At 67.6% G+C, this 15355-nt stretch carries 10 protein-coding genes; 4 read left to right on the plus strand and 6 right to left on the minus strand.

Translation table 11 applies throughout. The features are described from left to right. Positions 1 to 123 precede the first annotated feature (123 nt). The 3 genes from ACTWPT_RS38095 to ACTWPT_RS38105 all read right to left on the minus strand — a co-directional run bounded on the left by ACTWPT_RS38095 (position 124) and on the right by ACTWPT_RS38105 (position 4740). Complete coding sequence (locus tag ACTWPT_RS38095; protein ID WP_443182373.1) at positions 124 to 2292, minus strand: alpha/beta hydrolase; 2169 nt, start codon at positions 2290 to 2292, stop codon at positions 124 to 126. Between the two features lie 184 nt (positions 2293 to 2476). Beyond that, positions 2477 to 3490: a LacI family DNA-binding transcriptional regulator gene (locus ACTWPT_RS38100; protein ID WP_443182374.1), complete on the minus strand. Its 1014-nt coding sequence runs from the start codon at positions 3488 to 3490 to the stop codon at positions 2477 to 2479. Between the two features lie 239 nt (positions 3491 to 3729). After that, entirely contained in the window at positions 3730 to 4740 is a 1011-nt protein-coding gene (locus tag ACTWPT_RS38105; protein WP_443182375.1) for a LacI family DNA-binding transcriptional regulator, read from the minus strand. Positions 4741 to 4949: 209 nt separating this feature from the next. On the opposite strand from ACTWPT_RS38105, the gene ACTWPT_RS38110 reads away from it, so the two are divergent. The 4 genes from ACTWPT_RS38110 (at position 4950) to ACTWPT_RS38125 (ending at position 9943) form a co-directional block, all read left to right on the plus strand. After that, positions 4950 to 6269: an ABC transporter substrate-binding protein gene (locus ACTWPT_RS38110; RefSeq protein ID WP_443182376.1), complete on the plus strand. Its 1320-nt coding sequence runs from the start codon at positions 4950 to 4952 to the stop codon at positions 6267 to 6269. A 108-nt stretch (positions 6270 to 6377) separates the two neighbouring features. After that, complete coding sequence (locus tag ACTWPT_RS38115) at positions 6378 to 7331, plus strand: carbohydrate ABC transporter permease (protein WP_443182377.1); 954 nt, start codon at positions 6378 to 6380, stop codon at positions 7329 to 7331. An 88-nt stretch (positions 7332 to 7419) separates the two neighbouring features. Next, entirely contained in the window at positions 7420 to 8235 is an 816-nt protein-coding gene (locus ACTWPT_RS38120; protein WP_443182378.1) for a carbohydrate ABC transporter permease, read from the plus strand. Between the two features lie 70 nt (positions 8236 to 8305). Further along, positions 8306 to 9943, plus strand: coding sequence for a GH39 family glycosyl hydrolase (locus ACTWPT_RS38125; RefSeq protein ID WP_443182379.1), 1638 nt, complete (start codon positions 8306 to 8308; stop codon positions 9941 to 9943). 120 nt (positions 9944 to 10063) lie between these two features. On the opposite strand, the gene ACTWPT_RS38130 is transcribed toward ACTWPT_RS38125, so the two are convergent. The 3 genes from ACTWPT_RS38130 to ACTWPT_RS38140 form a co-directional block, all read right to left on the minus strand. Beyond that, a complete protein-coding gene (locus ACTWPT_RS38130; protein ID WP_443182380.1) occupies positions 10064 to 12769 on the minus strand; it encodes a glycosyl hydrolase family 95 catalytic domain-containing protein in 2706 nt (901 codons plus the stop codon). 82 nt (positions 12770 to 12851) lie between these two features. Then, complete coding sequence (locus tag ACTWPT_RS38135; RefSeq protein WP_443182381.1) at positions 12852 to 13874, minus strand: ABC transporter permease; 1023 nt, start codon at positions 13872 to 13874, stop codon at positions 12852 to 12854. Continuing rightward, positions 13867 to 15345 (minus strand): sugar ABC transporter ATP-binding protein, encoded by a 1479-nt coding sequence (locus tag ACTWPT_RS38140; protein WP_443182382.1) that lies wholly within the window; start codon positions 15343 to 15345, stop codon positions 13867 to 13869. The genes ACTWPT_RS38135 and ACTWPT_RS38140 overlap by 8 nt, the downstream gene beginning before the upstream one ends. Between the last annotated feature and the right edge of the window lie 10 nt (positions 15346 to 15355).

A 15355-nucleotide genomic window follows, 5' to 3' on the forward strand; every position in this document is an offset into this window, starting at 1 on the left:
AACAAGCGATCGGCCGGGACGGAGCACGGGTGACGCCACCCGCGCCCCGTCCTTGGCGCCGATCCTCATGTGAGCGCTAACGCAGCTTGCGTCCGGCGGCGAAGGCCGGGCGGACGGGCTCGCCTAGCGCTTGAACAGGCGTGGTGCCAGGTCGATGAGGTTCTTCTGCCACACGTCCCAGCCGTGCGGCCCCGGGGTGACCCCGTCGAACTCGTAGCGGATACCGAGGTTGTTCAAGGTGGTCAGGGACGTCATGAACGACGGGTAGACGAAGTCCGTCTGGTCGCCGACGTACAGGCGCAACAGCTTCGTGCCGCTGTTGATCGCCCCCGCGTCGACGCCGGCGGCGCTGCCGAACCCGGCCGAGAACGCCGCGACGTAGGCGAACTGGCCCGGGAAGGCCTTGAGCACGCCGAACGTCTGTCCGCCTCCCATCGACAGGCCGGCGAGGGCCTGCTGCGAGGGGTTGTCGGAGATGTTGTAGCGGGTGCGGGCCGCCGGAACGATGTTCTCCAGCAGTTCCTTGTTGAAGTCGGGCACGTTGCCGTTGCCCATCACGACCACCATCGGCGCCAGGTCCCCGTCGAGGAACTGGTGGTCGAGGATCTGTTTGGCGCGTCCCATCTCGACCCAGTCCGTGTAGTTCTGGCCGCCACCGTGCTGGAGGTAGAAAACGGGATACGGCTGCGCACGGTCCGGGTCGTATCCCGGCGGGGTCCAGACCAGCGCGGTCCGGTCCTGATTCGCGACGGTGCTCCGGTACGTCATGCTCTCGACCTTTCCGCCCTGGCCGGCGGGAACGTCCGTGAGCAGGCGCGCCTTCTCTCCATGGATGAGGAAGGTGCTCCAGGTCGGCTCGGTGGTCACCTTCGTCGGGTTCGACGCGTCCTTGACCGAGACCCGATCCACCATCAGCCGGTAGTAGTAGAACCACGGGTCGAGCGGGCCCACGGTCGCCCGCCACCGGTCGCCCGCACGAGTCAGCGGGATGCGCAGCCAACTTCCGTTGGGCGCCCAGTTCGCCCACACCTTGACGCGCTCAGCGGCAGCGAAGTCCGTCGTGGTCTCGAAGGTGACGAAGCCGTCCTCGGTGACGAACGGCGTCGGGGTGGTGCCGGCGGCCGGCGGGTTGAACTCGCCCTTCAGCTTCCCGTGCCCGGCGCTCGGACCGTGATCCGAGACCGTTCGGAACAGCCGCGGCGCGAAATCGATGAGGTTCTCCTGCCAGGCGTTCCAGTTCGCCCCGGCGTCGGGGTTGACCCCATCGAATTCGTACGCGATCCGAGCACGGTCCAGCGCCTTCGTCAGGCGGTTGGTCGCGTTGTACGCAGGATCCGTCACGTTCCCCGTGTACAGGCGCACCAGCTTGACGTGGCGGTTGATCGCGTTCGCGTCCACCCGGCTGACGCCGTCCGTCAGGAGACCGGAGAACGAGCCGGCGTAGGCGAACTGACCCGGGCGGGTCAAAGCGGCATGCAATGCCCGCGTCCCACCCTCGGCCACACCGGCGATGGCCTGGTGCGCCGGGTCGCCATGGACGCGGTAGTGGCCCGCGACCGCCTTCCGAAGATCGTCATTTGTCCCGTTACCGTCGCTGATCACGACCACCATCGGCTCCATGGCCTTCCGGAGCGACAGATTGTCGAGGATCTGCTTGGCCCGGCCGAGGTCGAGCCAGTCGGTGGCGCTCCCGCCGTCGCCGGACTGCAGGAACAGCACCGGGTATGCCGTGGGGCTCTTGGCCGTGTACCCGGGCGGCGTCCATACCTGAGCCGACCGCTCCTCGTGCTTGGTCCGGTAGGTCAGGATCTCGACCTTGCCGCCCTGCCCCTGAGGCGCGTCCGCCAGCAGGCGCGCCGAGTCGCCTGGCACGAAGAAGGTGCTCCAGAGAGGCTTGGACGCCACGCTGGTGCTGTTCGTCGGATCCTTCAGACCCTTGGTGTCATCGCCCGTGACCTGGTAGGAGTACAGCCCCGACTTGAGCGGGCCGAGGACGCCCGAGTAGACGTTGCCGCGGCGGGTCAGTCCGAACTCCGCCCAGGTGGAAGAAGGGCCGAAGTTCCCGTCGATGACGACCTGCGACACCGGGCCCACACTGGCCTCGATGGAGGCCACCGGAACGCTGAAGGACGCGTAGCCGTCCTCGGAGACACTCAGCCACGGCGTGTCCGCCGCCGCCGGCCGCGGCGCGAGCAACACTGCCGCGATCGCCATGACCCCGGCGCAGATCGCCACTGCGATCCGGCGCACGCCATGGGGGCGTGACCTGCCGTGATAAAGTAAAGAAGGCATGCGAAAACTCCCTTAATGGCTGGCCACGGTTGATGCCCGACTGGCCAGCCTGATTCATGCGGTGGATTGTTTGTGGTTGGTGTTCGCACCTCCATCCGTTGTGGGGTCAGCTTGCCCACCTGACGTTCGTTGCCGCGAACGTCAGGTGCGATGGGACGCCGTACCCGTGGGTAGCGTCATGGTCTCAGAGAGTTCTCGGTGCTGCGGTGGAGCCGCGCACCACCAAGCGGGTCGGGAGCACGATCTGGCTCGGACCCTCCCAATCGCCGCACACCAGCGACTTCAGCATGCGCGCAGCCTCATATCCGAGCCAGTACATCGACTGGTCCACCGTGGTCAGCGCCGGCTCGGCCAACGCGGACTCCGGAATGTTGTCGAAGCCGACCACCGACAGGTCGCCGGGAACGCTAAGCCCCAAGTCCTCCGCGACCTCCAGAGCCTTCAGGGCCATTCCATCGCTCGCCGCGAAGATCGCCGTTGGACGGTCCGCCCTGTCCAGCAGCGCACGCGCGAGCGGTGCCGCGGACTCGGGATTGAAGTCCCCTCGTGCGATCAACTCCGGATCGACGGGAACACCGGCTTCGGCCAGCGCCTTCCAGTAACCCTCCTCGCGCGACCATGCAGCCGCCAGGCTGGACCGGCCCGCGATGAATCCGATACGCCGATGTCCCATGCCAAGTAGGTGCTCGACCACTGTGGTGGCACCCGTGAGGTTGTCCGCCGTCACCGACGGCGCCGTCGAGCCCCTCGCGGGATCGATGACCACGACCGGAGTGCCACTCCGCACCTCGCCCGAGGGGGTGACCACGATGCACCCGTCCGTGAGCGTGCCCGCCAAGCGGGCCAGGTGCCGCTGCTCCCAGCCCTCGGAATACGTCCCGTAAAGATCGCTGTTGGCGTAGATGATCAAGTCGAAGCCCGACTGGCTCAGCGCATCCATCACCCCCTTGAGCACCTCAGCCGTATAGGACTGGAAACTGTGGGTAACCAGACCCAGAACATTGGTGCGGCTGCGCCGCAGGCTCGTCGCCACCAGACTCGACTCGTAGCCGAGCTGCTCGATGGCCGAACGGACCTGCGCGATGGTGCTCGCACTGACGCCGTAACGCCCGTTGACCACCCGCGACACGGTCGCGGTCGAGACGCCCGCCAATCGCGCGACATCACTCATCGTCACCGGCGCGCCGCCATTGGCCATGCGCCCTCACAAGTTGCAATCGTTATCGGTTACGTTTGCAGCGCAAAGGTAAGCGATAACGATTGCAGAAACAAGACCTTTTCGGCCGGCCGTACGTCAGGTAGAACATTGGCCGGATTGCGCGAACCGAAGCCGGGCCTGCCGACGGCGTTCGGTGCCCGTGCGGCGCCAGAACGACGCGTACCACTGCTGAGCTGCGGGGTCGCAGGGCGATCGAGCTGCTATGTGGTGTCTGCTGCTCAGGATGACGGCACGGGACCCGTCGAGTCGCGGACGCTCAGGGTCGTCGCGAGCTGGAGGTGCCGGGAGGCGGGCTGCACGCCGTCCGCCATGCCGAGGACGGTCTCGACGGCCATTCTGCCCATGCCGACGAGAGGCTGCCGGACGGACGTGAGCCGGGGCGTCGTCCACTGGGTCTGCGGCGTGTCGTCGAACCCGGTGACCGACAACTCGCCGGGGACGGAGATGCCGAGTTCCTTGGCCACCGCGAGGACCCCGACGGCGATCTCGTCGTTGCCTGCGACGATCGCGGTCGGCCGCTCGTCGAGCGAGAGGAGGGCATGGCCGTGCCGATGCCCCGCCTCGACGGAGAATGCCTCGTGGCGGATCAGCGCGCGGTCCGGCGCGATGCCGGCCGAGTCGAGCGCGGCCTGGTAGCCGTGGAAGCGTTCCAGCGAGGGGGCAGAGCCCAGGGGGCCGCCGATCCAGGCGATCCTGCGATGGCCGAACTTGATGACGTGCTCGGTCGCCGAGCGACCGCCCGCCCAGTTGGTGGAGCCGATGCTGACGAGACGTGATTCGGTCGTATCGATGGGGTCGATCGTCACGACGGGCACCTCGAGATCCTCCGCGGCGAGGAGCACCGAGTCGGGCACGGCGACGGCGAGCGCGATGATGCCGACGACACCGGACGCCTTCTGCTGCTCCAACCAGGCGCGGGCCGCCGTACGGTTCGTGCTGATCGGCTCGTCGGGCGGCAGGCGAAGGAGGAGCTCGGCCTGCGCCGAGGTCGCGGCCACGAGGATACCCTTGAGCACCGTTCCGGCGTAACGGGACTCCACGATGTCGAGCACGGTGACGAGGGTGCGGTCTCGCGTTTGCTCGTGTCGCACCGCCGTCGGCTTGTAGCCGATCTCGGCCATGGCTCCGAGCACCAGCTCGCGCGTTTTCGCCCCTACATCGCTGCGCCCGTTGAGGACCTTCGAGGCGGTCGCCGGCGAGACGCCGGCCAGACGCGCGACATCCGCCAAGGTGGCTCGCTCGGAACGACCTTGCCGTCGCATCAGGGCTCCCCTCGGGCTACGAAATTATTTCGAAACCTACCACGAACACTTCTCGCCAGGCATCCTCTCTCGTCCACCCCGTTGACACGGGACAGACGCGGCACCTAATGTCCTCGCAATCAACGAACAAGTTGCGAAATATTTTCGTAACCAGCCCAGGACGAGAGGAGAGGCCCATGCGGCTCTCCCAGAAGGTCAGGCTCCTTTCCGCGGCACTCGTGCCGATGCTCGCGCTGACCGCATGCTCGGGCAGCGGCAGCGGCAGCGGCAGCGGCAGCGCAGCCGGCGGTGACGAGCAGGTGAAGGTCACGGTCTGGAGCTGGGATGGCACCGTCGAGCGGGCCGTTCCCGGCTTTCAGGCCGCGAACCCGAACATCAAGGTCGAGGTCGTCAACGCGGGCTCGTCCCAGGACGAGTACAAGGCGCTCGACAACGCCATCCAGGCCGGTTCCGGTGTCCCTGACCTCGTGATGTTCGAGTACTTCGCCGTGCCCTACTTCGCCGTTCCTGGCAAGCTCGCCGATCTCGGGGAGCTCGGCGCCGAGAAGCTCAAGCAGGACTACGTCCCGGCCGCGTGGAGCGATGTGACGGTCAACGGCAAGGTCTACGCCCTGCCGTCCGATTACGGGCCGTCTGCGATGTTCTACAACGCGACCACTCTCAAGAAGGCCGGCATCGACGAGGCCCCGGCCACGTGGGACGAGTACTACCAGGCCGCCAAAAAGATTCGCGCGCTCGGCGACGACTACTACATCGCCCAGGACACGGGAGACATCTTCTTCCTGCTCTCGCTCATCTGGCAGGCCGGCGGTCGCCCGTTCAAGGTGACCGGCAACAAAGTGCACATCGACTTCACGGACGCAGGCACGACCAAGGCCGTGGCCTTCTGGCAGAAGATGCTCGACGAGGGCCTGATCAACACCAAGATCACGGGGTGGTCCGACGACTGGAACCGGACGCTCAACGACGGGACCCTCGCCACCCAGACCATGGGAGGCTGGCTGACCTCGACGCTGCCCGAGCGCGCACCGCAGGCCGGCGGTGACTTCAGGGTGGCCTTGATGCCGCAGTGGCAGCAGGGAGTCAAGGTCGGAGCGGCCAACGGCGGAAGCTCTTTCGGCATCCCGGCCGCGGCCGAGCACAAGGAAGCGGCTTTCAAGTTCCTCGAGTACTTCACGCACGGCGGCGGTCTCTCGTCCCGCGTCGAGGCGGGCGCATTCGTGCCGAACATGTCGGTGCTGGAGAACGAGGCGTTCCAGAGCAAGCCCAACGAGTACTTCGGCGACCAGAAGGTCGGCGCCGTGCTGGCCGAGGCCTCGGAGATCGTCGGCAGCGGCTGGCAGTACCCGCCGTTCTTCGAATGGGCGCGCTCGATCTACGGCGACCTCGCCTCGCCGTACTACACCACGGGCAAGGGCTCGCTCGCCGAGATCCTCGAACAGTGGCGGCAGCGCTGCATCCAGTACGGCAACGAGCAGGGCTTCGAGGTGAGCTAGCGGCTCCTCATCCGGGCGGGGGCCGTCCCTCCTGCGGCAACGGTCCCCGCCGCATCACCACCGGTGCGGAAGCGAGCCGGGCAACGCAATGGATCGGAAGGAACAGACATGGACCAGGCACGTCGCCTCGACGTCACCGCTTCGGCCATGGCACCGCCGCAGGCGGGACGGCATCCGGCGCCGACGCGCAAGCGGCGTAAGCCACAGATCGGGCTGGCGTTCATCGCGCCGTTCGGGGCGCTGTTCGCGCTCGTGTTCATCGTGCCCATCGGGTACGCCGCCTACCTCAGCTTCTTCCAGGACAAGCTCGTCGGGGGCAACACGTTCGTCGGATTCGCCAACTACGGCAAGCTGTTCCAGGATTCGCAGTTCTGGGACGGGGTGGGACGCGTCTTCTGGTTCACGCTCGTCCAGGTGCCGATCATGCTGATCCTCGCCATGGCGCTGGCGCTCGCGCTGGACTCCCTGCGCCTGCACGGCACCAAGTTCCTGCGGGTGACGATCTTCCTCCCCTACGCGGTGCCGGCGATCGTGTCGACGCTCATGTGGGGATTCCTGCTGGGCATCAAGTACGGCCTGTTCGGCAGCCTCAACGAAGCTCTGGGCACGGACCTCAACCCCTTCGCCCCCGACACCACGCTCATCTCCATCGGGGTGATGGTGACGTGGGCGTTCACCGGCTTCAACATGCTCATCTTCTACGCCTCGCTCAAGGCCGTCCCGCGCGAGCTGTACGAGGCGGCCGCGATCGACGGGGCGAACGAGTTCCAGGTCGTCCGCGCGATCAAGCTGCCCGCACTGCGCGGATCCCTGGTCGTCACGGTCATCTTCTCGATCATCGGCACGTTCCAGATGTTCAACGAGCCGCAGATCCTGCCCTCGATGGTGGCCAACAGCGGCGTCACCACCTTCTACACGCCCAACCTGTACGCCTACAACCTGGCGTTCACCGGGTCCCAGCAGGGCTACGCGGCAGCACTCGCACTCGTCATGGCAGCGATCACGATCGCCGTCGCCTACGCCGTCCAGATCAGGGGGTTGCGCAATGCGTCGGACCACTAGCCGGCCGGCCGAGGCCGGGAAAACCTCCGGCCGCGGGGGCCGGCTCCACACGGTGGGCAATCCCAGGAAGAGCACGACTCTCACCGTGATGACGGGCCTTTTCACCCTGTACTGCCTGCTGCCGCTCGTGTGGCTGGTCATCAACGCGACCAAGTCGCAGGCCGATTTCGTGTCGTCATTCGGGCTCGCACCCGGTCGCGAGTTCGCCCTGTGGGACAACATCGTGCAGGTGTTCAGCTATCAGGACGGGATCTTCTCCCGGTGGCTGCTCAACACCGTTCTCTACGTGGTCGTGGGCGCGACCGTGTCGACCTTCCTGGCCGCTCTCGGCGGGTACGCCCTGGCGAAACTCGACTTCACCGGTAAGCGGGTGTTCCTCCTCGTCGTCCTGGGATCGATCTCGGTCCCCGGCATCGCTCTGGCGATCCCGCAGTTCCTGCTGTTCGCACAGCTCGGCATGACCGACACCCCCTGGGCGATTCTCATCCCGTCCTTCATCAACCCCTTCGGGCTGTACCTGATGTGGGTGTTCACGGCCGAAGCCGTGCCGACCGGCCTGCTCGAGGCCGCCAAGATCGACGGCGCCGGGGAGTTCAGGACCTTTCTCCAGATCGCGCTCCCGCTGCTCACGCCGGCGAGCGTGACGGTCCTGCTCTTCTCGTTCGTATCGATCTGGAACAACTATTTCCTGCCGTTGATCATGCTCAAGGACCCCGACTGGTATCCGCTGACCGTCGGCATCAATCAGTGGAACAAGCTGGGCTCGACGGCCGGGAACGGCGCCCTCATCCAGAATCTCGTGATCACGTCCGCTCTGCTGACGATCGTCCCGTTGATCATCGCGTTCCTCAGCCTGCAGCGGTATTGGCAGTCAGGCTTGTCGCTGGGCGCCGTCAAGGGCTAGCAGCGACATGCCGGCGCACGACTGCCGCCGACCATCCCCCGTAAACGATTCTGTGCAGAGAAGTGAGACCATGACGAGCGACAGTGTGTCCGGAGCTCGGTTCCGGATCGACGGTAAGTGGTGCGACGAGAGTGCGCTCCCGCACGTCTGGAGCAGGTGCGTCGGCGCCGGACGGGCGAACGAGGCACTGCGCGCGGACTGGCAACAACAATTCGCCGAGGTCGTCGCCGCATCGGGAATCGAGTACATCCGCTTTCACGGCGTCTTTCACGACGACATGTTCGTGTACAGGGAGAGTTACGGCGGCGGTTTCGGCCCGAACGCGCCCCTTGCCTCGCCCGTGTACACGTTCAGCTATGTGGACAAGGTGTTCGACTTCCTTGTGGACAGCGGTGTCCGTCCCTTCGTCGAGCTGGGCTTCATGCCGCGTGAGCTGGCGACAGAGACCGAGACGGTGTTCTGGTGGGGCGCTCACTGCAGCCCGCCCAAGGACATGGCGCGCTGGGTCGAGCTGGTCACGAGGTCGGTCGAGCACTGGATCGACCGGTACGGCCTCGCCGAAGTGCGGGAGTGGCGCTTCGAGGTATGGAACGAGCCGAACCTGGTCCCCTACTTCTGGACCGGCACGAAAACCGAGTACTTCGAGCTCTACGAGCAGACCGTGCGAGCGATCAAGCAGATCGATCCCGCGTTGAAGGTGGGCGGGCCCGCGACGAGCGTCTTCGTGCCCGACGACCGCTACAAGGGCGAGGTCGAGGACCGATCCGCGATGCGCGAGACGGCCGCCGCGACCGACGTGGACGTGCTCGACTGGCGCCCGGTGTGGATCGAGGACTTCATCACCTGGTGCGCGAAGCGCGAGCTCCCGATCGACTTCATCTCGACCCACCTGTACCCCACCGACTTCGCGTTCGGCGCCGACGGCGAGGCGGTGCAGATCACCCGGTACGCCGACGCGACGTTCGACGACCTGACCCTCCTTCGCAAGCTCGTGCAGAACAGCGCGTATCCCGACGCGGAGATCCACATCACCGAGTGGTCGACGTCGCCGTCGGCCCGCGATTTCATCCACGACACGCTGTTCGCGGCGACGTACATCACACGGTCGTATCTCAAGTGCGCCGCCCTCGCCGACTCGATCTGCTACTGGGCCTTCACGGACGTGTTCGAGGAGGGAGGCGCAGGGATCGGACCGTTCCACGGCGGGTTCGGACTGGTGAACGAGGCGGGCATCCACAAGCCCACGTTCCACGCGTTCACGATGCTGGAACGGCTCGGGGACCGGCTGCTCCTCGCGACGTCCGACGGTGTCGTGACCCGTGACAGCCGGACGTCGGCCGTGTCCGCGGTGTTCTTCAATTACCCCGAGGACATGGCCATGAGGGGTCTCGGCTCGGAGAACGCGTACCCGGCGACACGCGCGCTGGCGGAGATGGGGCCGAGCCGGAGGATCCACCACTCGATCGGCGGCCTGGAGCCTGGCACCACGTTCCTCGTCGAGGTCCTGGACTGGGAGCACGGGAACGTCGCCGAGGCCTGGTACCAGCTCGGGTCCCCTCTCAACCCGTCCCGGGCCGAGAGCGAGTACCTGAGCAAAGTCGCCGACTCGCTCCACAGATTCACACTGACCGTGCCCGACAACGGTGTGCTGAACCTCGATGTCGAACTGACGCCCTGGGCGGTGATGTCGTTGAGTCAGTCGGCATGACCGCGCCACTCACCATCGTTCCTCAGCGAATCAGGGGTGCAGGGCGCGCGCACGCTGAGCGGAGTGACGAAGGCGATGCGTGCCAGATCCGCCGAGGACGGCCCGTCGCGCAGTCGCAGCTCAGCCCTCCCACACCCGGACCGTGGCCTCCACCGACGTGGTCCAGTCATGGCCGCCCGCCTTGCCGGTCAGGACCGTGGTGCCCATGGGCTCGTCCGCGCCCGGGGTGACCTTGAACTCGGCAGTACGTTCCGAGCCGGGGCTCAGGGGCCCCATCACGACCTGGGCGGGCGTGACGCTCCATCCGTCCGGAGCCTCGACGGACACCGTGGCCGAAGGGGCCAGCGGCATCTCGATCGCCCGGACGGTGACGGTGACCTTGGCCTCCTGACCCGGGATCACCTCGGCCGGTGCGCCGAGCCGGACCTTCTGCAAGCTGTACGCGCGATAGGTGTGGCCGGCCTGCCCGGTGAGCTCGATCAGGTCGGGGCCGACCTTCCTAGTGCGGGCCTGGCCGCCGCGCATGGCGTCGACCACCTTGTAGCGCCCGGTGAACATCTCGGCGCGTACTCTCACGGTGCCGTCGCGATCAGGCGTGATCAGGAACTCGTCGGCCTGCCCTTCGCTCCATGCCGCGCCGACGGTGTGACCGCCGCGACCCCGAAGCCCCTTCACCCGTCCCTTCGGCCAGGCCGCCGGCCGGGCCGGCAGCAGGTGCAGCTCACTGTTGTGGCTGTGCAGCAGCATCTCCGCGATGCCGGACGTGGCGCCGAAGTTGCCGTCGATCTGGAACGGAGGGTGCAGATCGAACATGTTCGGCGCGAGCCTGGCCGGTGTGACGAGGGCGCGGACCAGGTCGTGCGCCCGCGTGCCCTCCTCCAGCCTGGCCCAGTAGTTGATCTTCCAGGCCAGCGACCAGCCCGTCCCGTCGTCGCCGCGCAACTCCAGCGTCCGGCGCGCGGCCTCGAACAGCTCGGGTGTGTCGCGCTTGGTGATCTGATGGCTGGGATGCAGGCCGTACAGGTGTGAGACGTGCCGGTGGTTGCGCTCGGTCTCCACCCAGTCGTAGAGCCATTCCTGGATGTTGCCGCGGGAGCCGATCTTCATCGGCGCCAGCCGCTCGCGGGCGGTCTCGACCTTGGCCCGGAAGTCCGCGTCCACGCCGAGCACCTTGCTGGCCTCGGCGCAGCCGTCGAACAGGTCACGCAGGATCTGCATGTCCATGGTGGGGCCGGCGGCCACGCTGGCATTCGGGTGGTGGCTGAGCTCGGGTGAGTTGGACGGGTTCGTGACCAGCCAGCCGAGTTCCGGCTCCGGCACCAGGGTGTCGAGGAAGAACTGGGCGGCGCCCTTCATGGCCGGGTAGTTCGCGCGCAGGAACTCGGCGTCGCCGGTGAACAGGTAGTGATCCCAGATCAAGGCGGCCAGCCAGGCGCCGCCGGTCTGCCACATGCCCCAGAACGCGCCGTCGACGACCGAGGTGGCCCGCCATGCGTCGGTGTTGTGATGGGTGACCCAGCCGCCCGCCCCGTACTGTGCCTCGGCGGTGCGGGCGCCGGTCACGGTGAGGTCCTTGATCATGTCGAACACCGGCGCGTAACACTCGGACAGGTTCGTCGAGTCGGCGGGCCAGTAGTTCATCGGCAGGTTGGCGTTGATGGTGTACTTCGAGTCCCACGGCGGGCGCATCTGGTCGTTCCAGATGCCCTGCAGGTTGGCCGGCTGGGTGCCGGGCCGTGAGGAGGAGATCAGCAGGTATCGGCCGAACTGGAACAGCAGCGCGGCGAACTGCGGGTCGTCGGTGTCCGCATGCTGCGCGATGCGGACGTCGGTCGGCTGGTCGGCCGCCGCGGTGCGGCCGAGCTCGAGCGTCGTGCGCCCGAACAGGCGCTGGTAGTCGGCCACGTGCCGGCCGCGCAGCTTGTCGTAGGGCCGCTCCAGGGCGGCGTTGAGATGCTTCCGCGCGATGCCCTGGTAGTCGCCGCCGACATTCTGGTAGTTCACGTAGCTGGAGCCGATGGAGATCAGCAGTGTCACGCTGTCGGCGCCGGACACCTGCAGAGTGCCGCCGGAGCTGGTGACGCTGCCGCCTTCGGCGACGGCCCGGGCCAGTGCCAGGAAACGGACCGAGCCGGTCACTCCGTCCATGTCGCCCGAGACGCCGTCGAGTGCCACGGTGGTCGCGTCCGGGCTGGAGCGTGTCGTCCGCTGCGGGCTGTCGAACGTCGCGGAGAACGTGATGGAGCCGGGCCGGTCGGCGGTCAGGCGGATGGCGATCACCTGGTCCGGCGCGCTCGCGAACACCTCGCGCCGGTACCGCACGCCGTTCAGGACGTAGCTCACGGAGGTCGTGGCGGTGGTGAGATCCAGCTGGCGGTTGTACTCCGACGCCCCTGCGGCGCTGCCGAAGCTGAGCCGTAGATTGCCGACGGGCTGGTAGGCCAGCTGGCCTGCGGGCTTGCCGAGCATCGTCTGGTTGATCAGGTCCTGGGCCTGGGTCCACTGGTTCTCGAAGACCAGCCGCCGGATCTCCGGCAGCGCCTGCGCACCCTTCGGGTTGCTCTGGTCGTACGGTCCGCCCGCCCACAACGTGTCCTCATTGAGCTGCAACCGTTCGGTATCGACGTTGCCGAACACCATGGCACCCAGGCGACCATTGCCGATGGGGAGAGCGCGGAGCCAGTCGGCGCCGGCGGCCTCGTCGTACCAGAGCGCCAGGTCGTTGGCGGCGCGCACCTCAGGGGGCGGCGTCGAAGCGGCTCGGGCGACCGCCGTCCATTGCATCGGCAGCAGGAGCGCGCCGGCCCCGGCTGTTCCGATCTTCATCAGCTGCCTTCGTGTCAGGGGGTGTTCGGACATGGCTGTTCCCAATCGGTAGGGGGTGCGGTGCTCGGGACGCCGCGTCGAGCTATTCCTGGACCTTGCCTCCGGTGAGGCGGGACAGGACGAGAGCGACGATGATGATCGCGCCGTTGAGGGCCTGGATCCACTGGGCGGGCACGCCGGCCAGGGTGAGGACGTTCTGGATCATGTAGAGGAGGAGGATGCCGGTGAACGCGCCGAACATCGTGCCCTTGCCGCCGTTGAGGCCGACGCCGCCGATCACGGCCGCGGCGAACACGGTGAAGATGGCGCCGTCGCCCTGCGCGGCCGCCACGGAGGCGAGGTGCCCCGACATCAGCAGGCCGCCGAGCGCGGCCAGCACGCTGGCGCCCACCAGGGCGGTCCACAACACCCGGTCGGTACGGATGCCGGCCGCCTTGGCCGCGTCCACGTTGCCGCCGATGGCGTACAGGGCGCGGCCGTACTTGGTGAAGCCCAGCAGCACGATTCCGGCGGCGAACAGCAGCAGGCAGAGCCAGATCGAGGCGGGCACGCCGAGCCACAGGGCCGAGCCGAGATAGAGCATCGACGCCGGCAGGTTGAAGAAGGTCTGGCCGCCGGAGATGCCGGTGAGCAGGCCGCGCAGCACGATGAGCATGCCGAGGGTGACGATGAAGCCGTTGAGCCCGAACCGTACGATCAGCAGCGCGTTGATCGCGCCGATGAGCACGCCGACGGCCAGGGTGACGGGGATCGACCAGAAGCCCGGCAGCAGACCGAGCCCGGCGCCCGAACCGGCGGCCACGGTCAGCCACGCTGCCACGCCCGGCGCGAGACCGAACGTCGACTCCAGTGACAGGTCCATCTTGCCGGCGACCAGCACGATGGTCTGGGCCAGGACCAGCAGCGAGATCTCCGACATGGTCTGCAGGATGTTGATCAGGTTGTCGCCCTGCAGGAAGATCGGGTTGACGATCTGGCCGACGACGGCGATCGCGATGATCGCGGGGATCAGGGCGAAGTCGCGCAGCCGGGCCAGTCGTATCCGTGGCCGTTCCCGCTCGGGGGCGGCGCTCTCGGTGGCGGGCGTGAGAGTTTTCTCAGGCATCGAGCCGGACTCCTTCCATGGCCGCCACCACGTCGTGGTCGTGCCATCCGGCGGCCATCTCGGCGACGACACGGCCCTGGAACATCACCAGCAGCCGGTCGCACAGCCGCAGGTCGTCGAGTTCGTCGGAGGCGATCAGCACGCCGGTTCCTCTGGCGGCCGTTTCCTCGACCTTGCCGAGCAGGAACTCCTTGGACTTGACGTCCACCCCGGCGGTGGGGGTGATCAGCACGAGCAGCCGGGGATCGGAGGCCAGCGCCCTGGCCATGACGACCTTCTGCTGGTTGCCGCCGGACAGGCCCATCACGGGCAGGCCGGGACCGGGGGTCTTGATCGCCAGGTTGGCGATCAAGGTCCTGGCCAGCCGGTCGCGCCGCCGGTTGCTGATCAGGCCGGCCTCGCCGAGCTGGTCGGGGACGGTCATGGTGGCGTTGTCGGCGATCGACATCATCGGGACGAACCCCTGGTGGTGCCGGTCGCGGGGGACGAAGCCGACACCTGCGGCGAGCGCGTCGGGCACGCTGCCGGGACGGGGAGCGCGCCCGGCGACCTCGATCGCGCCCGAATCGGCCGCGCGCAACCCGACGACGGTCTCGGCCAGCTCGGTTCTGCCGCTGCCGGCCGCGCCTGCCAGGCCGACGATCTCGCCGGACCGGATCTGGAAGTCGATCTCCCGGTAGGCGTCGCCGTACGTCAGGCCGCGAACGCCTAGCACCTCACCGGCGCCGCCGGGCACGGCCGTCCGGGAGGACGCCTCTGCCAGGCCGGCGGCCTCTCCCGCCATCGCCGCCACCAGCTCCGCGTGCGGCAGATCGGCCACCGTGGTGGTCAGGATGTGCCGGGCGTCGCGGAAGACCGTGACCGTGTCGCAGATCTCGTAGATCTCCTGCAGGTGGTGGCTGATGAACAGGAAGGTCACTCCCTGTTCCTGCAGGGTTCGGATACGGGTGAACAGCCGGGCGATGGCGGCGGCGTCGAGCTGGGCGGTCGGCTCGTCGAGGATGATGAACCGGGCGCCGAACGACAGCGCACGGGCGATCTCCACGAACTGCCGCTGCTCGACGTCCAGTTCGCCGGCCGGCAGGCGCACGTCGACGTCCACTGACCAGGTGGCGAGCAACTCGGCCGCTTTGCGCCGCAGGGCGGCCCAGCGGACCAGCCCGAGCCGGTTCAGGTCGTGGCGGTGCAGGTAGAGGTTCTCCGCCACGGTCAGCTCGGGGATGATCGTGGACTTCTGGTAGACGCAGGCCACCCGTTGCCGCCAGGCATCACGGTCGGCCAGGCGCGGGGCAGGCTCGCCGCCGAAGCGCACCTCGCCCTCGTCGGGCGCCTGGAGCCCGGTGAGGATCGATACCAGGGTGGACTTCCCGGCTCCGTTGCGGCCGACGAGCGCGTGGGTCTGGCCGGGCATGATGCGGATTCCGGCGCGGTCCAGCGCGACGGTCTCCCCGTATCTCTTGGTGACACCCATCGCCTCGACG

The organism is Nonomuraea sp. 3N208 (assembly GCF_052245935.1).
Taxonomy (GTDB): domain Bacteria; phylum Actinomycetota; class Actinomycetes; order Streptosporangiales; family Streptosporangiaceae; genus Nonomuraea.